This is a genomic window from Mycobacterium sp. IDUB_3 (assembly GCF_055419585.1).
In genome coordinates, this window is record NZ_JBVAXZ010000001.1 from 1082767 (window position 1) to 1106348 (window position 23582).

Genomic DNA, 23582 nt, shown 5'->3' on the forward strand with positions numbered 1-23582 from the left:
TCAGAACGTCCCGCCCTCGGGAATCACCACGGGCGCACCGCCATCGAGCACCGGCCCGCCCGCCGCCGCGCCGGCCGCCAGCGCCTCGGCCTCGTGCTGGATCAGGTTGATCAGCGCACCCGTGGCTGCGTATACATCGGGTGCCAGGTCGCGGAACATGGGCGTGTTCGACGCCGTGGTCCGGGTCGGCACCGTGGTGAACGCCCCACCCGGGGTGGCCCCCGCCATGTCCGCCGGAAGGTACTGCGCCGCAACATCGCGGATGGTGGTCAACCACTCGACGGCTGCCGTGGCGCGCTCATCGGGGGTCTGGGCTTCGGCGATCCCCGGCACCCGAGACTGCACACCGGGTGTGCTCGCGATCCCTTGCAGGAATTCGCGAAGGAGTCCCTGTGCCGACAACGCGACGATGCCGCTGGCGGGATCTTGCGAGTGCGCGTCGTAGAGCTCACGCAGCACGCTGTAGGGCCGAAGCGATCGCATCACCGGCGGCTCGTGCGACTGCGCGATGGCCAGCAGGATGGATTCCAGCACCGCGGGCAGCCAGTCGTAGGGGGCGTGGAACGCCGACGGCGGCGTCAGCAGTGGGTTCGGGAAGTTCAGCCATTGCCCGCTGTCGGCGTCGTAGATCCGCACCGGCTCGGTGAACGGGGACGCCGGGATCTGGATGCGGCCCAGCAGTTGCCCGACGAACCAGCCGCCGGTCATGGTGCGCCGCTGTTCGTCGGTCATCGGCAGCGACGCCGAAAGTGGCCGGGAGCGACGATATTTCCAGAAGGCGCCGCGCCCGGGCCCCGCGGTCTGCGCCCACTGCTGGGCGGCGGGCTTGAGCACCGAGTCGAACGCCAGCGGCGAATAGTTGGGATAGGAGCCGAAGATGTCGATGCGGGTCACGCTGTCCTCGTCGGACAGCGACCGCCCGTAGTTGTCCTTCGTCGCTTGATCGATGCGCGGATTGTTCCGGATGACTTCGAACAGTTCCCGGTCCACCGGTTGACCGGCGAACGGAATCTCGGAGAACTTGTAGCGGTACTCGGTCTGCTGGCCGGGGTGGACTCGCTGCAACGCCTGGTCGTTGACGCTGGCCAGCGGTCGCGCCAGCGACAGCGCCTCGGCGAACTTGGTGGCGATGTCGCGGCGGCGCGCCACCAGCTCCGACTCCGACGCTCCGGCGCCCTGCACGTAGTCGCGCAGCGACACCTTGCAGAATTCCGCGAATGACTCCCCGGGCCGCTCGACGTAGAGCCGCGCCCTGCGCAGCAATTCCACTGGGCGGGTGTGGATGTCGAACTGCGCGATCGACGGCACCCGCGCGCGGCCCGTCTCCGGGTCGGTGCCCAGCGCCCGGGTTACCCACGTGGCGGTGCGTTCGATCAGCCCGCCGGGTGCGGCCACGCCGCCGGTGGTCTGCCACTCCCCCAGGATCACCCGCGTGGTCGCCTCCTCGATAGCCGACTGCAACGGGATCATCGCGTTGGTACCGGCCACCGCTTTCGGCAGGTCGGCCTCGTAGCGACCCTTGAAGGCGGTCGAATTGATCAGCAGGACTTCGTTGTTCGCCTCCGCGAACCGGCTGGGCACCAGTTCGTCGGCGTCCGCCGGCCAGGCCGCGTACTGATCGGTGGCCAGGCGCGCCAGGCCCACGTCGGTCGGCGGCTCCGAGCGGGCGATCTCCAGCTGAACCATCGCCTCGCTGAGGCGATCACGCAGCGGCACCAGCAGTTCCACGCCCAGCACCCGCATCACGTCGGCGATACGGGCGGCCGCGTCGGCGAACAGCTGACGACGCACCGTCGCGCGGAACCCGTCGACCACCGCCGCCACGATCTGGTCGGTGTTGGTCATCACCCCGTGCAGTGATTTCAGGCCGGCGTCCACCTGCGGCGAGATCGCCACGATGTCGGGCGGGCCCATGTTGCCCAGCTGCGCGACCCCCGCGGTGAGCTGGTCATCGATGTGCCTGCGCAGCTGGTCGACAACCTCCCGCGCGAACGGCAATCCCAGCGAGGCGACGGCCGCGCCGACCACCTTTTCGAGCCGGTTGGCGAAATCATGGTGCCACTGAAAAGCCATGGCGTAGGCGGCATCCGCGCAGGCCCGGGTCAACTCGGCACGTCGATTGTGCACGGCCTGCCGCATGGTCGGCACCCACTGTTCGGCGGCGACGCCTTCGGGGTTGGGCAGGTGGTTGCGCAGCTGCCGGTCGATGAGGCCGTTGACCGTGGCGGCGACGGTGTCGGCCGTGAAGGCCTCGGTGCCGATCCAGCGACCGAGCTGGCTCACCCGGGTCTGCTCGTCGCCGGCGCTGGGCGGCAGCCCCAAGTCGCCGCAGAGCGCGCCCCATTGGCTGGACAGCAGCGAGTCCAACTGCTCGGTGCTCGATGCCGGGTTGCCCTTCTGCATGTGCCCGTCGAGCAGCTTGTCCACGCAGCTGCGGGCCAGCCGCTGGGCGGCGTATTCGGCGTAGCGGTCACGGCCCATGCTCAGGCTGGAGAATCCATAGGTGCCCCAGGGCAACACATCCCACGACGAGATGCCCCAGCCCAGCAGATCGCGATCGCCCACCGGCGACGCGGTGTTGCCCAGGTCGTAGGCGACGAACTGGTCGCTGGCCCGGCCGCTCATCATCAGCCCCGCCAGCCCACGCGCCAATCCCCGGTACACCGCATACTGCGAGCCGTCGCCGAACAGGGTGCGGTCGGCGCCGATGTAGCGGCCCACCGGGAACACCCGCGCGAACGGAATCGGTTCTCCCTCACCGTGATGGTGGCCCAGCGCGCGCAAGATCCGCACGTCGTGTTCGCGGGCCGCACCGGATTGGCTGGCCACGATCTCGCCGAGCATCGCCAACGCGTTGGCCCGCACTCCGATGATGGCGCTCTGCGGAAGCGAATCGAAAATGTCGGGCGTCACCATGAATACGCCCATCAACCGGGGATCCAGACCGGTGACCAACGTCAACAGGCGGCATACGTCCAGCGCCATCGACGCGCCCGCACCGCCGGCCATCGAGGACACCACTAACACCAGGGGTGGTTCGTTCGGGTCGAAGCGACCCATGCCGGGCACGTCGACCGTCGACATCTCCGAAACGGTCTCGACGCGAAACAGCGTGTCCCACGCGGCCTGTAGCCGGGCGTGAATCTCGGCGGCCTTGCTCAGCGTGATCATGCGCCCGATCGCCCGGTACTGGCCCGCACCGGCCGAGATCGGGATCGACACCTCTTGCGGGCTGCGCGGTGCCCAGGTGGCGATGGTGTCCAACGCCGATTCGGCCGCCAGCCGTTGCGACAGCGCACCGTCGAGAACGGCGTAGCTGCTGCCTTGCGGTCCGCACCCGACGTAGCTGCCGCCCTGGGCGGGGACGTTCGCCAGCCCCTCCGGGCCCGACTCGGCGGCGCTCGGCACGTCGATGTGGACGAATTGCCAACCCGCTAATAGCTTTTCGATTCCAGCGGTGTGCAGTTCGGAGCGCAGCTGGTCCATCATCAGGGACAGCGTGGCACCGCCGGAACCGCCGCAGCCCACTACCAGGAATCGTCGCATCAGGTGCCCTCTCCGAACGGGTCGAATGGTTCTGGGTCAAATCGATAGGAGGGTTGTGTCGCCTCGGTCGGCGGGAGCGCGGGCGGCCCGCCCTCATGACCCTCGTCGCGTTCTTCGCGCTGACTGTGCTCGTCGCCGTGCCGGTAGCCGGCGGCCATCGTGTCGTCATGGCGCGGTATCGGCTCGGGGATCGGCCGCTCTTGGGTCTCCGCCTCATTGAAGCCGGGCGGCACCGGCCCTGTCGTCGCGGGCGGGGGCGTCGCCCTCGGAGCCGGGGCGGCCGCCGAAGGAGCGAGCGCGCCCCCGAACGGCGAATCAGCCCCGCCGCCAAACGGATCGTCTCCGGTCGGGCCGGCCACGACGCCGGCGGGCGTGTCACCGAACGGAGAGGCCGTCTCGCCCGGCGCCGCGAACGGCGCCGTCATGCCGGCCTGCACGGCACGCAGCCGCAACCCGGTGAGCAGGTCGGGCAGCCGCTGCGCGACATCTTCGTAGAGCCGCTCTCGCGCGTTGGTGTCGGTGGTTCCGGCCACCAACAGCAGTACCTCGGCGGCGTTGTCGGGCCCGTACGGGTTGTGCAGCAGCACCCAGGTGTTGTGCACCGCCAGCGGCAGCACCGCGCGCAGGCCGGTCTTGTCGGATCCGGGCAGCTTCGACCCGACGCTGACCAGCCCCTCGGCGTTGACGACCACATGGCCGGATCCGAACGGGCTGCGCCCCATCACAACGGAGAGGCTCACCCCTGCCACGGACAGTTGACGGGTGCCGCCGGGCGGCAGCCCGGTCACCGGTTGCACCAGATCGGTGTCGGCCATCGCGAATGGTTCACCGCCGCGCAGCACCGCGTCGTGCTCGACCGTCACCGGGATGCGTTCGGCCAGTAGCGGATTGTCGGGGATCTTGCTGACCCACCACTTCGATGCGTACAGCAGCGCCAGCGGGATCCCCGGACCCAGCAGCAGCGCGGCGATGAGCACCAGGATGAAGTTGGTGGTGTTGAGCGGATTGATCATCGACGCCGTGAAGGTCACGGGTACGGTCTGCGCGTCGTCCGGGTTGTCCAGCGTCGAAACATGGACGGGCACAGTGCCGTTGAGCCCGCCGTGGCCATTGTGGTCGGTGCGCAGGGTGACCGACAGTTGTGCCGTCTCCCCGGCTTGCACCTTCAGGCAGTGCTGGCCCGAATTCGTCGGCGAACCGACATGCGGCGCGCCGATGCCGTCGGGTGCGCCCGACACCGTTGCGGTATCGGTGTCACTGATCCAGGCGCAGCCCGGGCCGGTGATGTTCAGCATCGCGGTCGCTCCCTTGGCTCCCTCGACGGTGCCGAAGTCGATGCGCTCACCAGGGGTCGGCAGGCCGACCTTGGGCAGGATCTGCACTGGCACATCGACTTCCTGCGGCGACAACTGGGTGCCCGCGATGGGTCCGCCGTTCAAGTCGGTGGTGTTCGCGGTGGTGATCACCAGCGACATCCGCAGCGTCGCGTGCCCCGGGGCGACCTTGGTCAGGTCGGCGTCGACGGGTTTGGCGATGTCATCCTTGCCCGCCGCCGTCAGCAGTGGAACCGGCGCGGCGCCATCGGGACCCAGGGATGCCGACATGGTGGCCGAGCCGGCCAGGTCGGCCGGGACCATCGGCTTGCCTTGGCCGTCAACCAAACCGAAGACCAGGCCCTTGAGCGTCTGACCGCTGTGCCACGCGACCTTGTCGCCGCCCGTCAGCGCCGGGAAGATGTTGGTGGTGATGTGAATGCTGACCTTGGACACCGCGTCCGGGTGCTGGCCGGTGGTGTCGACGTAGACGATCGCCCACTGCCCGGTCCAGTGCGGGGCGTTGCCGTTCTGCAGCGAGATCGTCTGCGCCGATTCAGATTGCCATTGATAGTTCACCGATACGCCGTCGACGTTGACGTTCTGGGCGCCGTCCTTCTTGGGCAGCGGCAGGGTCTGCCCGGTCGGCGAGACGAGGTAGGGCTCGACGCCGGGCATGCCGCCCGAGCCCAGGATGTTGACCTCTTTGATGGATCGGTCCAGCACGAAGTTGTGCCGCGCCTCCGGGCACACCTTGATCTGGCACACCCCGCCCTGGTCGGTCACGCCGGGATCGGGGTTGAGGGCGTCGAACGCGAACAACATGTCGTCGATGTTGGCGACGGGAAAGAAGTCGCCCGGCACGGGATCCGTGATGGCGCCGCACGCCATGCCCTGCAGTCCCTTGCCGGTGCTGATCGCCGACATCACGTTGAAGTCACCGGGGGTCTGCTTGGCGCCCAAGCCGATTCCCAGCATGATGATGTTGCTTGACCGCAGCTGATCGGCCAGACCGCTGGGACGGCAGATCGATTGCACGGCCTTCTGGGTGGTGTCGGGGATTCCGTTCGGTGAGTCCAGCGGCACCCCGTCCGCGTACGGCTTGGTAACCGGACGGGCCGTGAAGTCGATCATGCCGTCGGAGAACCAGGCGATGGCCTGGCAGCGCTGCCCCTTGTCGGCCGCCCCGCCGTGCTTGGTCAGCGCCTGCCGGGCGCCGTCGAGGGCCAGCCAGTAGTCGGTGTCGATGCCGGTGTTCTTCTTGGCGATGGGATCCAGCGACGCGCCGACGCTGTCTGCGGTCGAGCCGGTCAGCTGGGTCCAATCATGCTCGGGGACATAGTTATCTGAGAAGCCGGCCACCGCGACGTCGAGCTTTGCGCTTACCCGGTCGGCGTACTTGCCCAGCGTCTGCACCAGGTAGCGCGCGGCCTGCACCCGCGCGGCCTGTGGGTCGGTTTGCTGCAGGCTGCTCGACTCGTCGAACAACAGCAGCAGATCGCCTGCCTTCTGCGAGGCCAGGCAGGCCCCGAAGCGGCTCGCGCCCGGCGAGCCGGTCGCCGACGCAACGGGCGCCCACCCGACCAGGTTCAGCATCACCACCAGGAAAGCGGCCACGACCAGACGCACCAGCACCGCAATGCCGTTGCAGCCGCGAGGTATTCGAGAAGAGTGGGCCACTACAGCGTTCCCGCCCACAGCGCGATCTGCCAGGCCCCCACGGCAATTCCCACCAGGCAGACGGCCAGCACCACCCAGTAGAGCGTCGGCGTCCAGGTGGGCGCCGAATAGATGGCCTCGGTGCGGCGCCTGGTGTCGACCCGGCTGAAGACCGCCAGCGCGCCGATCGCCAGCGGCCCGGCCAACAGCCACCCGCCGACCGCGGCCGCAATCATCGGGCCGCCCAGCGCGCTCGCGCCGGCCAGGGCGATGCCGGCAATCCCCAGCGCCAAGGCCACCGCGAACCACACCAGCGGCGGGCCCGCCGTCGTCAGTGCCCCGATGCCCGCGGGACTCGCGGTGAGTTGCCCGAACGCGTCACGTCCGCCCGTCGGGTCGAAAGCCGGTGCGCCTGGGCCTGGAAACGCATCCGGGCGCCCCGGCGTGGGGCGTTGGTTGGCCCAGGGATCGAAGCCGTCCGAAAGACCCCCGCCCTGCTGCCCGTGCACCGGCGGCCGGCCGCCCCCGGGCGGAGTCTGCTTGCCCGGCCCGAAGTCGCTGAAGTCGAACGGATTTGGTGCGTTCATTGTCCGGTTCTCAATACGGGTTCAGGCACAGGGCGAAGGAGCGGTCGGGCGGCGCGGCCACGTACACCGAGTTGCATTGGTTGCTCGAGCGCACCCGCGCGGCAACCGTGTATATCCCGTCGCGGTGGTCGCAGTCGATGCCGAACAAGTCCAGCGCGTCGTTGCCCGTGCTGTTGCGCAGTTGCAATTCCACGCAGGTGCCTATCGGCACGGTCGCCAGGTCGAGCTTCGGACCGCGCGGCACCGTGGTGCCAGGCGCGACCGACGTGATGGTTCGCGGCGGCAAGGGCCGGGGCAGAGCGGAACTGGACGCGGTCGCCGGCGTCGAATTGCTGGGGCGGGTGCCCCAATACACGCCGCCGAGGATCAGCAGGACGCACATCAGGTAGCCGATCACCAGGCCGGCGATCGCGGCCGGGCGTCCCCGCTCACCGCTGCGATTGATTTGCGGCAACGCGAGATGGCCCATCACGATGCCGGCGGGCGGAACAAGCACGCCGAACACGGGCGAAAGCACCGCCAGCGTGTTGTAGTCGGCGGGTGGTGGCTGTGCGCCGAACGGCGCACCCGGGTAGCCGACCGGAGTCGTCGGCGCGCCCCCGTATGACACGGTGGGCGGCGTTGCGCCGAACGGGTCGCCGGACTGCGGCGCAAAGGGATCATCGCTGGGATACATCTGGTTCAACCCTTGAAGTCGACGATGCAGGCATACATGGTCTTGGTGTGGTTCCACAGCGTCGTGGGGGTCTTGCAGGAGTCGTTCGACAGCAACTGGGTCACCTGCAGCACGCCTTCGCGCACCTCACACGTGACGGGGTAGATGGTGATGAAGTCCGCCTTCTCCGAGGGGTCCGGCTTGTTCTGCTGGACCTCGATGCAGTCACCCACCTTCAGGTCGCTGACGGAGACGCTCGGGCGCTGCGCCGGCGGCGGCGTGATGACCGTCGTGCGCGGCGGCGTCGGCGGCACGTACGGGCTGGGCGCCGCCGTCTTAACCGTGTGCGAGTCGGATCCGCTGGTCGCCAACCACACCGCCAGGGCGCCGACCGCCAGCACGATGATCAGATACGAGGCGGTCAGCCCGAAGATGGCGCGGTCGCGGCCACGCTGGTGGCGCTGGCGGATCTGGGACAGGGCCACGTGCCCCAGCGCGGCACCGGCCGGCGCGAAGACGAACGCGAAGACGGCCGACAGCGTGGCCAACGGGTTGACCTCGGGCTTCGCCCCCGGAAAGCCCCCGGATCCCGCGGGCGCATGATGCGGCGGGGTGTGACCGAATGCCGGCCCCTGACCGCTGGGCTGTCCCCCGAAAGGGTCGCCGCCGAACGGATCCTGATAACCACCGCTATACGTCACCGGTGCCCCTCGATGCAGGGCCGGAGCTGGTCACCCATACCCCTCATCAACCGCCATCCCATTCCCCGTCAACGCGCCAGTCGGCGGCGTTCACCCTCACCACATGCCCTGAAACTCGTGACGTCCCACCGCAAAAATCAACATAGTCGGTGCAGGCACGCCGCACTCTTTTTCCACCAGAAGCACCTTTCGGTACTGCTACATATAGTGCTGCGCCGCGCACACGCGCAATTTAGGTTGCGGCCCAACATTCGCCAACCGGCTGGCCCGGACGTTAACTGTAACGTTAGAAGGCCAGGCCGACCATGACGTAGAAGTTAGCCGACCAGCGGCCGAAACGCGCCGAGCAATTAGCTCAGTCACGCTAGCCGGTCACGGCTTTGGAGTTCAGAAAAGCGACAATCCCCTGAGTGACGGCCGCCGCATATTTCGCCCGGCCGTCCGGATTTTCCATTCGCGCGAGGTCACCCGCGTTTTTCATATTGCCCAGTTCGACCAGGACCGCGGGGTACTGAGCCAGGTTCAGCCCGGCCAGATCGTCGCGGCCGTACAGCCCGTCCGAGCCGATGTAGTTGGCCGGCTGTAAACCCGACTGGACCAAGGCATCCCGCATCGCGTGCGCCAGCTGTACCGCGGGTCCCGATTGGACGTCGCCCAGCGGCGGGCTGGAGTAGTTGACGTGGAATCCGCTGCCGGACGGTGGCCCGCCGTCGGCATGGATGCTGACGATCGCGTCCGGGCGCATGGCGTTGGCCGCCGCCGCGCGTTGGTCGATGCACGGGCCGACGCCGCCGTCGCTGTCGCGCGACAGCTGGGTGTGAACACCCATCTGGTTCAGCGAGTCGTTGATCAACCCCACCACAGCCCAGGTGAACGCGTGCTCAGGATAGCCGTCGTCGGCAACCGCCCCCGACGTCTGGCAGGGCTTGGTGCCACCGCGGCCGTTGGGCACCTGCTGGTTGATCGACGCGTCGTTCACGGCGTTGTGGCCCGGGTCGAGGAAGACCGACATCCCGGCCACCCCGGCTTTTGCCCGCGCAGTGGGCAGCAACGTGGCGACGGTGAAGATCGCCGGCATGACACCGGCGATCTTCAGGACGTCACGGCGCGCAATGGATCGCAGCCCACCCGGGCGATCGCTCACCGCGCGAGGGTAGCAACCGGCATCGCGAGACCGCCCCGACGGTGACTAAAACCGATGGCGCCGAGAGCCATTCGCAACCGCGCAACCGCCCGGATGCAGCCATACTAAAAAGTATGTTACGGTCTGGCGCATGTCCGCGGTTGAAAGCCGTCCGCTGCACGGCGTTACCGACGAATTCGTTGCGCGGCTGGCCGATCGCGCAGAGGAGGCCGAGCGATTGCGGCGCTTACCCGCGGCGACGATCAGCGACTTCCGGCAGACGGATCTGTTCCGGTTGCTACTGCCCGCCCGGTTCGGCGGGCTTCAGGCCTCGTTTCCTGAACTGCTGCAACCGATTCGGCGGATGGCGCACGGGTGTGCGTCGAGCGCCTGGACGCTGGGTTTCTACGCGCTGCACAACTGGATGCTGTCGCTGTTCGATCCGCGCGTGCAGGACGAGGTTTTCGCGTCCGGTCCGGTGCTGGCGCCGGCTCCTCTGGCCCCCACCGGCCGTGGCGTGCCGGCCGACGGCGGGGTGCGGCTGACCGGCAGGTGGTCGTGGGCGACCGGGGCAATGGATGCCGATTGGATGATCGTCGGTGCGCTCGTCGAACGTCGAGACGGCATCGATCCGGTGCTCGTCGTGGTGCCCGCCGAGCAGGTCGAGGTCGTCGATACCTGGCACACGGCCGGCATGCGCGGCACCGGCTCGCACGATCTCGCCATCACCGATGTCTTCGTTCCGGAGCATCGAGTGGTCGCCGTGGCCGACATCTACGGCGGGACGGCGCCGGGCGCACGCGAGCACGGGGTGGCGACGTACCGGTGGCCGATGGTTCCGGCGCTGGCGCTGACGGCGTCGATGCCAGTGCTGGGGACCGCGGAGCGGGTGACCGAACTCTTTGCCGAACGGCTCGGCGAGCGCGTGCTGGCCTACAGCGGGGTGGCGCAGAAAGATCAGCCGGCCGCGCAGATCAGGCTGGGCGAGGCCCGGGTGCGGCTGAGCGCACTGCGGGCGCTGGTGGCACAGACCGCGGGCGACATCGAGGCGATCGTTGTCAGCGGCGAACGGGTGAGCCGCTCGGTGCGGGCCGACGCGCGGCTGGCGGCCGCGCGCACCGTGCACGAAAGCCGGGCGGTCATCGCCGATCTGATGGAGGCCGCCGGTGCCAGCGCCCACTTCTTGTCGAGCCCTCTACAGCGGGCCAAGCGCGACGTGGACATCGCCGCGGGGCATGTCGTGTTCGACTACGACACGAGTCGAGAGTTGGCCGGGGCGTTGGCAATTGGCGCGAAGATTTCACCCATCGCCATGATCTGAGTGTGCTTGGGGCGTCCCCGAGTCGCCCAGCATCACGGCCAGGAATCGTTCCCGCTGAGCCACCGATTGGGCCTGCTCGGCCGAGCTGGTCAGATGCAGCAAACCGATTCCCGCGGCGAAGGTCAATTCGGCCCGCAGTTTGGCGTCCTCGAAGCTGAAACCGTAGTCGCAGTAGGCCTTTATCACGGTGCGGAGCAGGAGCCGGTCGGCCGCGCGGATATTTTCGGCGGCCACCGGGTCCAAACGAGCCCATTCGCGCATTGCCCGCTCGAGCACCCAGTATTTGGGGCTGACCAGCGTGAGCGTCAGGGCCGACAATCGTTCCCGGGGTGGCAGCCCGTCGAGCTCCGACAGCGCCTGACGGTCACGTTCCAGGAATTTATTCCACGACTCGACCAGTGCGGCCCGATACCGCTCGATGTCCTCAAAGTGCCAGTAGAAGCTGCCGCGGGTGACACCCGCCTGCTGGCAAAGGCGTTCGACTTTGAGTGCACGCACTCCCTCATGGGCAAGCACGGTGTAACCCACCTCGAGCCAGTCCTCGGCCGACAGGCGGGTCGACGGCTGCTTTCGCACCACCACACCACGGACATTACGGGAGGCGTTTATGGCCGGAGGGAAGATTAGGCAATCTCGCTAATCTTCACCTCGTCGGCGGAACGGGGAGTCGGGCGGTGTCGTCGAGGTCCACGTCGAGCGCGTTGAGCATCAGCGCCAGGCCGGCATAGCGGCCGATCACCATCAGCGCCTCCATGGTGGCCTCCGACCCGAGGGCCGTGTGCACCCGGTCGAAAAGCGGGGCCGCGACGCAGCGGGTGCGCACCAGTTCGGTGGTCAGCTCTAGCACTGCCAGCTCGGTGGGGTCGAATTGGCCGGTTTGCCAGTCGGACTCGGAGGTGACGGCGTCGATGGTGACGACGTCGACTCCGACCGTTTGTGCGACGTCCTTGTGTTGGCCGAGTTCGTAGCCGCAGTCCATCAGGTAGGCGGTGCGCAGCACGATCAGTTCGCGAAGCCTTCTGGGCAGCACCGGGCTGCTCAGGGCGGCGTCGCCGGCCATCATCCAGCCGGTGAACACGTTCTCGGCGTTGGCCAGTGCGCGGTAGACGTTGAGATTGCCGCGCCGCGCGGTCAATTCGCGGGCGAGTTCGGTCATGTCTTCGGGCCGGCGATACGGGATGCGGGTCACTTCGCCAGTTCCTCGTCGGGGCTGGAAAAGCTCGGGGTGTCGATCTCGAGGTCGACGGCGTTGAGCACCAGCGCCAGGCCGTAGTAGCAGCTGACGATCATCAACAGTTCGGTGAGCGCCTCGTCGCCGAGCAGGGCTTGGGCGGTGGCGAAGGTGCCGTCGCCGAGCCGGCGGGTGGTGCACAACTCGGTGACGGTGTCGATGACAGTCCGCTCGTCGCGGCTTAATCCGGCCGCATCCAGATCCCCCTTGCCGAGCAGCGCGTCGATCTGCGGGTCGGTGAGCCCCGCGGTGCGGCCGAAGATCACATGCTGGGCGAGCTCGTAGGGCGAGTCCTGCAGATGTCCCACGCGCAGAATGATCACCTCGCGCATGCGCGGGGTAAACGTCGGGCTCTTGAATAGTTCGCCCGTCATCTGTGCCCATCCGTCAAAGATGTTGGGGGCGTTGGCGAGCAGTCGAATCACGTTAAGCGTGTCGGGGCGTGCGATGGGCTGCGTGATCCCCTCGGGTTGCCGGTCGGTGCTGACCAGGGGCATTCGCGTCATCGCCGACTCCTTTCTTGTGCGCACGGTTCCTCGACTGTAGTGAACACTGCTGGCCGGAGGTATAGAGCGTTGCCGAAAACCGCTAGCTCATGTGCTATCGCTTTCGGGCTCTACCCGCGGACCCGGCTTGATCTCTCGCCTGACACGCAACCGCAATTCTTCGATTGCGTTCGATTGCAAGTTATTTCGCTTTCGGGTCGCCGACTCATCCCTTGGTCACGATAGCCGAGTTGTAGTTAGGGGCCCACGCCTGTTCGAAGACAGCGATGGGAACCTGCTCGTCGCGCCCAGTACTGATGCCACTGTCGTTGAGATGCACCACGCCGGCCTTGCTGTCAACGCCGGTGACCACCACGAAGTGGTTCCCAGAGTTCCGCTTCCCGGGCCGGTTCCAGATTGTTTCGGCATTGAGGATGACGATGACCTTGTGGTTGCCCGCCAGCTTGCGCGCCACGGCGGCGGTATCGGTCTGAATGTTCTCGGCTCTGATCCAGTAGTGCCACAGCAGTACCGGAAGGTCGGCGATATCGGTGGTGCCCGTTGGTTTCCAAATCGGCTTGTGACCCGCTGTGCTCGGTGTGTTTTCGGCCAAAGTGATCATCTGCTGTTCGGTTGGCTCGCGTCCCGTAATCTGGCCGACCACATCGGCCACCGCCATTTCCCCACAATCGGAAGCGTGTTGTTCGCGCCAGTAGGGCGCGGCGGCGACGGGATCGCCATACATTCCCAATTCATGGTCCGCGTCGGGGACGGGAGCGCCCGGGTTGGCGTGCACCCCAGCGGCCAATATCACCGGCGACGCTGCAATCGTGGCGGACAACAAAACGACCCGGCCGAGCGTTCGTGCGGTGCTGGCGACCTTTGCCCGCGAATTGCTCGTCATGGGTGTCCGCTCCGGGGCCGCCGCGACGGCGTATAGATGTGACGAAAAGAGGTTCAGGTTGTGGCCCTGGACGCAGATTTAACAGAAACTCGGCGAAGATACCGCACCGACACGCGGGTAGTTATTGTCATGAAATCAAGCTGGTAGCCGTAAGGCCACAAGCTCCGTCGGGCACGATCAGTATCCAAACGGCCAGTGCAAGCTCACACGGCCTGCGGCGCATCGACTTCCGGCGCGGAGCGTTGGCGAGTAGTCGAAGCACGTTGGCCTCTCGGGACGTGTCGGCAGCCGCCGGATCTATACGGTTGCTCGACTGCTTCGGCCAGAGGCATCCGCGTCATCCGCCCGAGTCCATTTCACGTCCAGGAACGATTCCTCGACTGTAGTGAACAGGCCGGTTCGGACACACAATGCGTTGCCGAAACTGCTAGCTCATGTGCTAGCGCTTTCGGGGTTCACCCACGTACCTGGCGAACCAGAAACAGCCCACGTGTAGCGATCAATACGAAATGGAGTATCGCGTGCGACGGATCGACCAGCCTTTAGATAGCCGTTGACAGCACCCGCCGGGGAGAGCGGATCGGTCGTAACGCCCACCCGACGAGGCGTCGCATAAATTCGAAGCTTCCTGGGAATACTCCTGCGCACGATACCCCCTCGTCGGATACTGACCGGAGCGAATGACAGAGGAGGGGCGCCATGAAGTCGCTGGTCGGTACCCCGTTCGGCCATTACGAGATCAGGCGGCTCATCGGCAAGGGCGGCATGGGTGAGGTGTACGAGGCATACGACACCAACAAGGGCAGAACCGTTGCCTTGAAGTTGCTCACCGACAGATACACCGATGACAAAACATTTCGTGCCCGGTTCCTGCGCGAGTCTCGCGCCGCCGCAATCCTGCAGGAGCCGCATGTCATTCCCATCCATGACTGGGGCGAGATCAACAACGTTCTCTACATCGATATGCGACTCGTCCAGGGCCAGACATTGCATGAAATTCTCCAAAAGGGTGCTCTCGAACCACAGCGCGCGACCGACATCATCCGGCAAGTCGCATCAGCTCTAGACGCCGCCCACGCAGCAGGCCTGATCCATCGCGACGTAAAGCCTCAGAACATCATCGTCACGCCTGACGATTTCGCATATCTGGTCGACTTCGGCATCGCCGAAGCCAGAGGTGACACCCACCTGACCATGGCGGGATTTACGGTTGGCAGCTTCGACTACATGGCTCCTGAACGGTTCGGGGACGAGGAAGCAACGTCAGCTGTGGATGTCTACTCGCTGGCGTGCGTCCTTTACGAGGCGCTCACGGGCGCGAAACCGTTTCCGGTTCACAGCGCCGAGCAGGCGATCCGTTCCCACGTGGCATCGCCGCCACCGCGGCCAAGTGCTGTGAATGCGCGTGTTCCGCGATCCTTTGACGAGGTCATCGCGCGCGGCATGGCAAAACACCCTGATGACCGTTACGGCAGTGCCGGAGCGCTGGGGCGCGCGGCGAAGCGTGCAATCGCACCAGATGCGGCTGCCTCTGTCGGCACCGACACACTGCTCGCCCCCCAGTACATCAGTGCACCCCCGAGCTACCCACCGTTCAACGCCCAATATCCTTACCCCGCAATAGGTCCGACCGGCCCAGCTGGTGCGGAGCAAGGCAATTCGAAGAAGTTGATGGTGGTGACCGTTGTCGGGATCACGGTGGCGCTTTTAGTCGGCGGGCTAGGACTAGTCATTACTCTTCTAGCCCAACATAATTCAAGCAACTCGGACGGCTCTACAGCGGCTCCTCCAGTTCCTTACACCAATCCTGTCACCACGTATCAGACCGAGTCGACACCCACGGCTACCCAGCCAGCTCGAGCACCCAGCGAGGTGACACCTGCACCGCAAGACCCCGTGCAGCGGCTACACCAGATCGCAAATGACGACCGCTCATACGTGAGCGCGCAACTCGCCGATCGCTGGGTCCCGCAACTCAGCTCCAAGCGTCCCGGCGTCGTCGACAACGGTGTGGTGTGGGACAACTCGATGACGCTGCGGGAGCATCTGCAGCTGAGACAGCGCTATCCCAACGTGAGATTGCTGTGGTCAGGTGACTGGTCAACGTTTTCCGGGTCGGACTTTTGGGTCACCGTGGCCGGCATAACCTTCGTCGATTCTTCCGGCCCACTGGCCTGGTGCAGATCCCAAGGATTCGATCGAGATCACTGCGCCGCCAAGCTCATCAGCACCACGCATCCCGAATCGGGAAGTACGGCATACAACTGATTAGTTGTCACCGCCGATGTAGTGATTAGTTGTCACCCGCCGATATCGCACGGATAGGCATTGGCTTGAACCCCATGTAACGGTTGAGTCGTCGCCTTCAGTTCTGACCTCTAATTAACGGTTCACCACAACATGACGACGGCAGCAGTGCCACCGCCGCCCCGCACACCCGGCACATCCTGATCGTCGCCTCTGGTGACAGTGCCCGGCTCACACAGCATGTCGTAATCCTGATCGGTGACCGGACTGTGCACCGTAATCTCGACGGGCCTATCACGACTCGGCTGAGGGATATAGTCGGCACGCACGTTCTCGGCGAACGGGCAGGGCCAGGGCTGAGTTGCACCGCGCTCCGACACGAGACGCGGATGAGCGCGAAGGAGCAGGTGTCAGCGGAGGTGTGACGTGTCAACGGGCATCGACGCCACAAAGGTCGCCCATCGGCTCAAGGTTCGACGATCGATGCTGCGCGGACGACGTCCCACCATGTCGCCACAATTGGCGCCCCGTCACGGACCTTCGATGTCAGAAGCTTGAGGTCGATCGAGTCGGCCCACGCGGGCAGATGTTCGACGAACTCGATGTCGGCCACGAAGTAGATATCACCGCGAGGGCCGGGATACCCAGTGGCCAACAAGTCGCCTGCCGTCGCCGGCCGCCAGCGCGCTATTTTTGCAGCGCGGGCCACATGGAGGGAGCCGTTCCGGTTCTCGTACAAGAGAAGAAGCGTGGCGCCGAGCTCTCGCCCGCCGATTTCGACAGCGCCAACCCGATCTCCGGCACGAATGTTGTACTGCCGCAACCGTTCTATCCATTGAAGGTGCTCAACATTTCGGACGAAACCGAGAAGCACATCCGTATCCGCGGGAGGTTCGTCCAGAAAGTCCGTTGTCAGTGATGACGTGAGGGTGGGCTCACCAGGTCGATGCACAGTCGCGGTCCAGAAGCGATGTCGCTCATCGCGCGTGACTTGACTAGCGACATGTGCGAGCACATCGCTCAAGAAGTGGTCGAGGGCCTCCGATGACGATGACAGGCCCTCACTACTCGGCCTGAGCGGGAAGGCGCCGAGGCCGGGCAACACTTCTTTGAAGCCCGGATGTCTTCTGATGTCCTTGACCTCTGATCCCGGATACAGCACGTACGCTCCTGCCGTTCGCGAGATCGCGTCTCGGTACGCGTGCATCTTGAGCAGGTCGTCGCGCTTAGCACCGCTAGAGGTCATCGATTCGCCAGCCAACTCATCCGAATCAGGAGTTGATGTCAGCTGCGCGAGGAGATCGTCAACACGGTACTTCGCATCGAAGTGGAGCCAGATCTCGAGCTCTTGCATGGGGACGCGCGAAGGCGTGCTGCCTTCTGGTCGAATGCGCACCGAGCAGTCAGGACGCATCGCTTGGCTCCATGAGCCCTGTCGACCATCTCTTGCGGCGAACGTCCGATTAAAGAAGACCTCCACACGAAGTGGACGGCCTCCTCGTCTGACAGACCACGATAACTTCGACGCGCGGCCTGATCGCATAGTCATGGAGGTCCCATCGGCTGCGACAGTGAAGGCGCGTGCCGTCCGGTCTTGCCCGCACACTCGCCCGAGCGAATTGACTACCGCAAGAAAGCACCAAAACTCATAGAGTGTCGCGATGTTGCGCTGCGAAGCCGCGAAGACGTCGGTCATGTCGCCGCGATCAATGCGCAGGGTGGGACCCGACTCAGTGATGGCAAACGTACGGAAAACTTCGCGGTAGCCCGCGCGCTTGAGCAACACCTGGTTTGAAAAAGGCATTCTCCTTAAGGAGCTAACCTCCCGGAAGAGCGGGTGCGCTAGATATTCGTCGAGTTGGGCACCGACGTCAGCGGCGATTTGCTGACCGCGACGCAGCGGTCCTGATTCGACCTTCTGCGAGGCCTGAGATAGCGCATCGAGCAATTCCAACGCGACGGCTCGCCAACGCTGTAAGGCAAACTTGACGAACTGATTAGCCGAGTTGTCGACGCTCGCTTCGGTGCGATCACGGATTAGAGCAGCCGGCAACGATGCGAGTTTAGCCGTGCCACCAGCCCAAGGCACCCGCGGACCGGGCGCGCAAACCGCGCGACGAAAAGTTGCCCCCGCTGGAAACGGTGATCCAATCGGACGGATCTCTTGGTCAGACACCCATGTATGGTGTGGCTGCGAGATGACATGCGCGATCGCGACCTCGAACGCTGGATCTTGCAAATATGCCGCGATCATCGCGAAGCGGAGATACAGCAGTTCGGCGGGCAACTCACTTGGCGCAAGATCCAACAAGCTTGGCGCAAATCCCTGCAACACTGCCTCAGCGGCGAAAGTGGAGATATCAGTCAGCATCTGGCGATACTCAGTCTCGTGGTCCAGCTTGACGGCCAGAACGTCGACATCGGTCGCCCCCGTTAGGCCTGTCGTGCGATCAACGACTTGGATCCGGAGACGCCCAACGGCTTGACCAGGACGTAGCCGCCCTCTCTTGCAACTCGCATCGTCAGGATCGAACAACTCGCCCGGTTCAACGCCTACTTCCGTTGCACCGGTCGAAATTTCGATTTCGTAGAGGTAGGTCGCAGCTTCACGCAGCGCGACGTCACCGCGCGCCGAGAACGTCATGTCCTGCCGACCCGGAAGACTGGCGACCCGGAGCGTACCGACAACGTGGCCCTCCGCATTACGAAGCGGCAACTGCACCGATTCCTGCGGCATGACTACTCAGCGAAACTGACGAACTGATTCGCGCGAACAGACTCGATCATGCGGATGAGTTTGGAGTGCGTAACAGGTAGCCGCGCGCCCGAACCTGCCCCCAGGGCAAGCGACTTCAGCTCATTAAGGACCGGCTCGACTCGCCGTCGCGACCCATGCACCTTTGGCAGAATCTTTTGCATCATCGCGAGGTCAAGCGCGGCATGGATATCGGTATCTCCCGTCGCCGCGAAGTACGCGCAGAATCGCAGGATCTCGTAAAGCGTTCGGTGCCCGAACTCTTGGTTGGCGCTACCCAAGATCGTGTGCGCTTCTCGAAGTGTCGACACAATCTCATCCCGACCCGGATGAGGATGCTCTCGCTGCCAATCGTCGCTTTCCGCCAGCGACGCGAAAGCGCGAACTCGCTGATCCTCGCCCGCCTGCGCAGCAATGGGCCGCTGCAGCTCGGCGTCAAGCTCGTCAGAGGTCACCCGAAATTCGAAGGTGAACGCCCTGTCGAGAACCTTCGGCGAGAACATGTATGTCGTCTCGTCCACGTTGATCGTGCCGACAACGAAAAGGTTTCGTGGCAATGGCAGCCGTTGCGCTTCCGCGTCGCGCAGGACCCACTGACGAGATTCTTCATCGAGCACCAGATCCGGTAAGACCGGACGTCGCGATTCGACTCCGGAGAGAAAGTCCGAGAAGTATCGCTCGACATGAGCCAAGTTCATCTCGTCCAGGATCAGCAGGTACGGGTGCTCGGGATCGTTCGCCGCGCGAAGAACAAACTCGAACGCTTCCGGAACAAACCACACTGGCGCCCCAGATGCGGACGTACGCAGCGCATCCTCGTACCCAAAGATCGATTCTGGGCCCGTCCAGTCAGGCCGCACCGGTACGACGACATGGCGATGACGTCCGTGTTCATCTGTGCCGAACCATTCACCGAGTTTCATCGCGAGTTGAGTCTTGCCCGAACCGGCAAGTCCCGTCAGGATCGCGAAGGGTTTGGCGAGCAGACTACTCACGAACGATCGAACGAGGTTCGAGCCTGCTGGGAAACGGAGTCCCGAAGCTTCCACCGCGTGGGCGAAGTCACTAAAAAGTTCAGCTGGCGTCGCAGCCTTCGGCAAGGTTGAGTTTGAAGGCGAAGTGGCCGAAACCAAAGGGAGGTGCTCCGCAAGCTCCGGGAATCGCAGCGCCAATTCGTTCACGAAGTCTGGCTGAAGGCGAACGAGATAGACCTGCTGGACGGATCCAGTGACCGTGAAAGGCGAGCCCTGCCTTATTCGGGCACCCTCGTCGATAGCCGCAAGTGCGACAGGCTCATTCAGCTCTTGATACTGCGTCTCGACGAGTCGGCCGGCATCCTCCCAGGCTTGGCCCCCGAGCGGATTCGCAGCAGGCCTCGCGGCTGCGCTTACATGGCTCGCGGCTCGCAACGAGCCATTGCTGTAGTGCAGAACAACGTCACCTTCGCGAACGGCATGCATCGTTTCCCAGTGGTGTTGAGTTCGGCCCGTCTTGTCGCGCATCGGCGCCCACAGGAACCCCCCATCGCGGCACTTCGTATAGGAGGCGCCTTGATTCACCCACCAGACTGAAGCTTGCCGTCCAAGAAAAGAGGCCCCTTGCTCGGTTAGTTCACCGCTTCTACTGATAAGCCCACTCTCTGTGAGGAGTTCTCGGTAGCGTGCGCCTTGCGATTCGAAGGTTCGCTCCGATTGCCACTGGTCGGAATTCGAATGCTCTGCTAGCGCGCGCCCGAGATCGTCGTTGGACCAGCTGGCGGTCATGTCACGAACAATCTGAAGAGCGATTCGGGCGTCGCCCGCCAGCTCAGCGCTACCAGATAGCCGGTCACGAAGGATGCCAGCCTGGGTCTCATCGACAATCCATGGATTGCCGGGATCAACGTTTGCGGCATACGTAATACCCGACGCGGTCAGCTTGAACCTGCGCTCTTCCTCTACCACCAGATCAAGCATTCGCGCGAACCGAAGACAATCACTAGCGCGCACTTTCGGGTTCTCAATTGACTCCCCAGACTTGAAGAGTCGCGTTGCACGGTCGCCGAGGAGTTCTTCGATATTGGCCGAGCCAAGCTCGCGAAGGCGCGCGAGCAGCAGATTGCCATAGCTGAACTTGAGGGTTGGGATGGCCAGCACGGTCTCAGGCTAGTCGGGAAGGCCAGCGGCACCCAGCATCCGAGATGCATCTGCCTTCGTGTCCCCTACGAGGGACGAAGGATAAAACCATGAGGATTAAGGCGATTCTTGTGGGGCTGGGCATCGCCTCCGCGACGGTGGTCTGCGCCCCGGCCGTGCAGGCCGTGCCTTCGATGGTGGACGGCACCTACTGCGAAGCGAACGGGATCACCACAGTCCTGTTCTGCGACAAACCAATGCAACCAGACGGATCATGGATCCGGTGCTTCGGTTTTATCATTTGCATCTTATGGCGACTACAGATCTATCGGCGTGCGGAACGATTGCTTCCGCTACGACCCGGCCGCGCCACCGTCTTTGCCAATCGGCCAGCCGAATCACCACATCGACTCCTATGCAAATCTGCGAGGTGTGCTGGCCGCGCTGAGACGCCGTCAGTCGGTCGGCTACGCATTAATGCTGCATTTTAAGGCTTCGCCGCTCTGTAGACAAACGTTTGGTCGGGAAATCGGCCACGGACACGATCGTGGTGTCTTAGTCTTTCGCCATGCGGGGGTACATCCGGTGGGCGACAGCGCGTGTCGCCGTCCCTTGGCTTCACAACAGATCTTTTACGGCTGTGGCGCCGCCGGAATGAATTCAAAGCCAAAGACATCGGCGGGCCGACGAAGAGGCCAGACCCGAAAAGGAGCACGACCATGACAATTCGTAGACCTTTGGTGGCGGTGAGCATCGCGGCAGCCGCCGCACTCAGCGCCTGCGTCCCGACAACCGACAAGAACTACCACGGTTCCGTGGGAGGCACCGAGGCACCCAGCAGCACCGCGTCTGTGCCGGCCTACCCGGTCACCGTCAGCGGCACCGGTGAGCAAGTCAAAACAGCAGACCTCGTAGCTCACGGTTACACCGTCACCTACCAGGCATCGAGCAACTGCCTGATCGTGGCGCCGGTGCAGTCCGACGGCGGTGACGGTAGCTCCGTGGTCAACCAGTGTGCTCAGGGTGATGGCCCCGTCAGCGGGACCACCACTTACCGGGGCACCGGGCGCACCACGCTTCACGTATACAACACCCAGGGGCCGTGGAGCCTGACCTTCACGCCGCTGTCATGAGCGCCGTCCGAGTCGCCCAGACCCGGCGGACACGACCAGCACTATTGGGGTTGCTCGGGATCAGCACTGCTGCGGTCCTTTTCGCTAGCCCGGCCTCCGCCGATGACGGCCAATATCTGGCCGACCTCAAGCAGGTGACTCATCCGGCGATGTCCGATCAGGACTTGCTAGTCGAGGGGCGGCAGGTTTGCTTCGAGGTCGGCAAGATCGGGATCAGCGCCGACGCCGCGAAGGAGTGGGTATCGAACGACCTGAGTTCGCGGGGCCTGCAATCCGACTACGCCACCGCTGGGACATTGGTGCATGTCGCGCTGCACGATCTGTGCCCGAATGTGCCAAACCCCAGTGGGATCTGAACCGCTGCTGGCGCTATCTCGGGGTGTCGTGCGGGTGGGGTGGACCGTCTCGGCTTTTGTGTACGTAGTGCGTGCGGGCAACAGCGCATCCAGCTCTTCGAAACTCATGCGTTGTGGTTAGACAGGCTGATTCGCGATTACCACCCCGGGCAGCGCTACCCGTAGCCAGCATCTCTGCGCAGGCGGTGAAAACGCCACCTCCATGGGCCAAGGTGATGTTTAGGAGGCCGGCTCCCAGCGCCAGCCGTTGTTGTCCGCACAAATTATGCTTTCGCCATTACCGGCCACCCCAGATGCTCCGTGGTCGCTACGACGACAGAATTGGCCGGGCTCGTAGCAGTTGCCCTTGTTGCTTTGCGGATAGCAGCCTGAGGGCGTGGAGGGTGCAGTTGTCGAGAGTGGCGGTCCCGGAGCCGAGGCGGAGTTTGCAACGACACTCGGTGAGCCGATGGCGAGCAGGATCATGAAGCCTAGGACGGTTAGACCGTGCTTGCCTTGTTGCTTCACTTATCTCGACCTTTCCACGTAATCCGGTGTTTGACGCGTGTTGAACGCGAAAGCTATCAGATGCGGGATGATCGTCGACCGGTTTGCGAAAACCGGTGATAGCTGCGCCTCCGAACGCCGGGACGAGAACTTGCTTGGACGCGTCATCTGGTGCGAGTCTCAGGACTAAAGAATTGATACAGCTAGTAGTTAGCCCTCAGTGCGTTTTTCTCTTCGGAGGGCCATCGCTAATGACTGTTGGGCGTTAGTGGAAACGCACTCTTTAGCAGGCATTACGCCAACACTGCCGTCACCAACCCACACCAGCTATCCGGCCTGCTCGCCTTCGTTCGGGACGAAGAGCCCACACCTTTGCGGACGATTTCTTGGCCTGATGTTCAACACCGTCGGCCATCATGGGCTTGCGAGCTCAGCAGGTGAGTCGTATGACGCCGCCCGCAGATCCCCCTGACATGGGCGCGGGGCAGCGACACGATTAAGACCGCGGCGGCAGCACCTTCAACCACCCCTCCGAAAGCAACTCGAGCAACTGCCCATCCGGATCCCGAATCATCGCCGCCCCAGCCGACACTGACGAATCGACCACCGCTCCCCCGAACTCCGCCACCCGAGCCAACACGCCGGGAAGATCCGACACCGAAAACGAGATGTGCGTCAGCCCGATCTGATCCATCACCCGTTCGGAGCCGGCGTGTACCTGACGCTTCGAGTAGTCCATCAGTTCAAGCACAAACCCATCCCGCACCAGATACGTCGCATGCACGCCGAGCGGCTCGGGCAACCCCACCAGCTGAGACGTCGCACCATCGGGCGGGTCGAGCTCCCACCAGAACTGGAACCCCAGCAGGCCCTCGTAGAACCGGCGCGACCGCTCCCGGTCCGCGACGCATAACCCAACGTGATTGAAAACCGTTCGATGACTACTCAACACAACCTCCGCAGCAA

18 protein-coding genes are annotated in these 23582 nt (G+C 64.4%); 5 read left to right on the plus strand and 13 right to left on the minus strand.

The window, feature by feature from the left end:
- The 6 genes from ACZYVJ_RS04675 to ACZYVJ_RS04700 form a co-directional block, all read right to left on the minus strand.
- Nucleotides 1-3546, minus strand: coding sequence for a tubulin-like doman-containing protein (locus ACZYVJ_RS04675; protein ID WP_463829960.1), 3546 nt, complete (start codon nucleotides 3544-3546; stop codon nucleotides 1-3).
- Complete coding sequence (locus ACZYVJ_RS04680) at nucleotides 3546-6539, minus strand: vWA domain-containing protein (RefSeq protein WP_463829961.1); 2994 nt, start codon at nucleotides 6537-6539, stop codon at nucleotides 3546-3548. Before ACZYVJ_RS04680 ends, ACZYVJ_RS04675 begins: the two co-directional genes overlap by 1 nt.
- Nucleotides 6539-7105, minus strand: coding sequence for a hypothetical protein (locus ACZYVJ_RS04685; protein ID WP_463829962.1), 567 nt, complete (start codon nucleotides 7103-7105; stop codon nucleotides 6539-6541). Before ACZYVJ_RS04685 ends, ACZYVJ_RS04680 begins: the two co-directional genes overlap by 1 nt.
- 10 nt (nucleotides 7106-7115) lie before the next feature.
- Nucleotides 7116-7781, minus strand: coding sequence for a DUF4190 domain-containing protein (locus ACZYVJ_RS04690; RefSeq protein ID WP_463829963.1), 666 nt, complete (start codon nucleotides 7779-7781; stop codon nucleotides 7116-7118).
- Between the two features lie 5 nt (nucleotides 7782-7786).
- Nucleotides 7787-8461: a DUF4190 domain-containing protein gene (locus ACZYVJ_RS04695; RefSeq protein ID WP_463829964.1), complete on the minus strand. Its 675-nt coding sequence runs from the start codon at nucleotides 8459-8461 to the stop codon at nucleotides 7787-7789.
- Nucleotides 8462-8825: 364 nt separating this feature from the next.
- Entirely contained in the window at nucleotides 8826-9605 is a 780-nt protein-coding gene (locus tag ACZYVJ_RS04700) for an Rv3717 family N-acetylmuramoyl-L-alanine amidase (protein WP_463829965.1), read from the minus strand.
- A gap of 130 nt (nucleotides 9606-9735) precedes the next feature.
- Here ACZYVJ_RS04700 and ACZYVJ_RS04705 point away from each other — a divergent pair, with 130 nt between their 5' ends.
- Nucleotides 9736-10905 (plus strand): acyl-CoA dehydrogenase family protein, encoded by a 1170-nt coding sequence (locus tag ACZYVJ_RS04705; RefSeq protein WP_463829966.1) that lies wholly within the window; start codon nucleotides 9736-9738, stop codon nucleotides 10903-10905.
- Here the strand turns inward: ACZYVJ_RS04705 and ACZYVJ_RS04710 are convergent.
- The 4 genes from ACZYVJ_RS04710 to ACZYVJ_RS04725 form a co-directional block, all read right to left on the minus strand.
- On the minus strand, nucleotides 10885-11433 hold the full coding sequence (locus tag ACZYVJ_RS04710; protein ID WP_463832838.1) for a TetR/AcrR family transcriptional regulator: 549 nt from the start codon (nucleotides 11431-11433) through the stop codon (nucleotides 10885-10887). The genes ACZYVJ_RS04705 and ACZYVJ_RS04710 overlap by 21 nt on opposite strands.
- Nucleotides 11434-11548: 115 nt before the next feature.
- On the minus strand, nucleotides 11549-12094 hold the full coding sequence (locus ACZYVJ_RS04715) for a carboxymuconolactone decarboxylase family protein (RefSeq protein WP_463829967.1): 546 nt from the start codon (nucleotides 12092-12094) through the stop codon (nucleotides 11549-11551).
- The gene (locus tag ACZYVJ_RS04720) at nucleotides 12091-12642 is read right to left on the minus strand and encodes a carboxymuconolactone decarboxylase family protein (protein WP_463829968.1); all 552 of its coding nucleotides are present in this window, start codon (nucleotides 12640-12642) and stop codon (nucleotides 12091-12093) included. The genes ACZYVJ_RS04715 and ACZYVJ_RS04720 overlap by 4 nt, the downstream gene beginning before the upstream one ends.
- A gap of 205 nt (nucleotides 12643-12847) precedes the next feature.
- Nucleotides 12848-13525, minus strand: a complete 678-nt coding sequence (locus tag ACZYVJ_RS04725; RefSeq protein ID WP_463829969.1) for a C39 family peptidase — start codon at nucleotides 13523-13525, stop codon at nucleotides 12848-12850.
- A gap of 699 nt (nucleotides 13526-14224) precedes the next feature.
- On the opposite strand from ACZYVJ_RS04725, the gene ACZYVJ_RS04730 reads away from it, so the two are divergent.
- Nucleotides 14225-15793 (plus strand): serine/threonine-protein kinase, encoded by a 1569-nt coding sequence (locus ACZYVJ_RS04730; RefSeq protein WP_463829970.1) that lies wholly within the window; start codon nucleotides 14225-14227, stop codon nucleotides 15791-15793.
- Nucleotides 15794-16238: 445 nt separating this feature from the next.
- On the opposite strand, the gene ACZYVJ_RS04735 is transcribed toward ACZYVJ_RS04730, so the two are convergent.
- On the minus strand, nucleotides 16239-18509 hold the full coding sequence (locus tag ACZYVJ_RS04735) for a DUF2357 domain-containing protein (protein ID WP_463829971.1): 2271 nt from the start codon (nucleotides 18507-18509) through the stop codon (nucleotides 16239-16241).
- 2 nt (nucleotides 18510-18511) lie between these two features.
- Nucleotides 18512-20662: an McrB family protein gene (locus ACZYVJ_RS04740; RefSeq protein WP_463829972.1), complete on the minus strand. Its 2151-nt coding sequence runs from the start codon at nucleotides 20660-20662 to the stop codon at nucleotides 18512-18514.
- A 173-nt stretch (nucleotides 20663-20835) separates the two neighbouring features.
- Here ACZYVJ_RS04740 and ACZYVJ_RS04745 point away from each other — a divergent pair, with 173 nt between their 5' ends.
- The 3 genes from ACZYVJ_RS04745 (at nucleotide 20836) to ACZYVJ_RS04755 (ending at nucleotide 22130) form a co-directional block, all read left to right on the plus strand.
- The gene (locus ACZYVJ_RS04745; RefSeq protein WP_463832839.1) at nucleotides 20836-21132 is read left to right on the plus strand and encodes a CDGP domain-containing protein; all 297 of its coding nucleotides are present in this window, start codon (nucleotides 20836-20838) and stop codon (nucleotides 21130-21132) included.
- A gap of 228 nt (nucleotides 21133-21360) precedes the next feature.
- On the plus strand, nucleotides 21361-21774 hold the full coding sequence (locus tag ACZYVJ_RS04750; protein ID WP_463829973.1) for a hypothetical protein: 414 nt from the start codon (nucleotides 21361-21363) through the stop codon (nucleotides 21772-21774).
- The gene (locus ACZYVJ_RS04755; RefSeq protein ID WP_463829974.1) at nucleotides 21771-22130 is read left to right on the plus strand and encodes a DUF732 domain-containing protein; all 360 of its coding nucleotides are present in this window, start codon (nucleotides 21771-21773) and stop codon (nucleotides 22128-22130) included. The genes ACZYVJ_RS04750 and ACZYVJ_RS04755 overlap by 4 nt, the downstream gene beginning before the upstream one ends.
- Before the next feature lie 982 nt (nucleotides 22131-23112).
- Here the strand turns inward: ACZYVJ_RS04755 and ACZYVJ_RS04760 are convergent.
- Nucleotides 23113-23565, minus strand: coding sequence for a VOC family protein (locus ACZYVJ_RS04760; protein WP_463829975.1), 453 nt, complete (start codon nucleotides 23563-23565; stop codon nucleotides 23113-23115).
- Nucleotides 23566-23582 lie beyond the last annotated feature (17 nt).

Coding starts and splice junctions, on each gene's coding strand:
- ACZYVJ_RS04730 (WP_463829970.1), top strand. CDS start 14,225: ATGAAGTCGCTGGTCGGTACCCCGTTCGGCCATTACGAGATCAGGCGG.
- ACZYVJ_RS04755 (WP_463829974.1), top strand. CDS start 21,771: ATGAGCGCCGTCCGAGTCGCCCAGACCCGGCGGACACGACCAGCACTA.
- ACZYVJ_RS04685 (WP_463829962.1), bottom strand. CDS start 7,105: ATGAACGCACCAAATCCGTTCGACTTCAGCGACTTCGGGCCGGGCAAG.
- ACZYVJ_RS04725 (WP_463829969.1), bottom strand. CDS start 13,525: ATGACGAGCAATTCGCGGGCAAAGGTCGCCAGCACCGCACGAACGCTC.
- ACZYVJ_RS04675 (WP_463829960.1), bottom strand. CDS start 3,546: ATGCGACGATTCCTGGTAGTGGGCTGCGGCGGTTCCGGCGGTGCCACG.
- ACZYVJ_RS04745 (WP_463832839.1), top strand. CDS start 20,836: ATGGTGGACGGCACCTACTGCGAAGCGAACGGGATCACCACAGTCCTG.
- ACZYVJ_RS04690 (WP_463829963.1), bottom strand. CDS start 7,781: ATGTATCCCAGCGATGATCCCTTTGCGCCGCAGTCCGGCGACCCGTTC.
- ACZYVJ_RS04750 (WP_463829973.1), top strand. CDS start 21,361: ATGACAATTCGTAGACCTTTGGTGGCGGTGAGCATCGCGGCAGCCGCC.
- ACZYVJ_RS04720 (WP_463829968.1), bottom strand. CDS start 12,642: ATGACGCGAATGCCCCTGGTCAGCACCGACCGGCAACCCGAGGGGATC.
- ACZYVJ_RS04705 (WP_463829966.1), top strand. CDS start 9,736: ATGTCCGCGGTTGAAAGCCGTCCGCTGCACGGCGTTACCGACGAATTC.
- ACZYVJ_RS04735 (WP_463829971.1), bottom strand. CDS start 18,509: ATGCCGCAGGAATCGGTGCAGTTGCCGCTTCGTAATGCGGAGGGCCAC.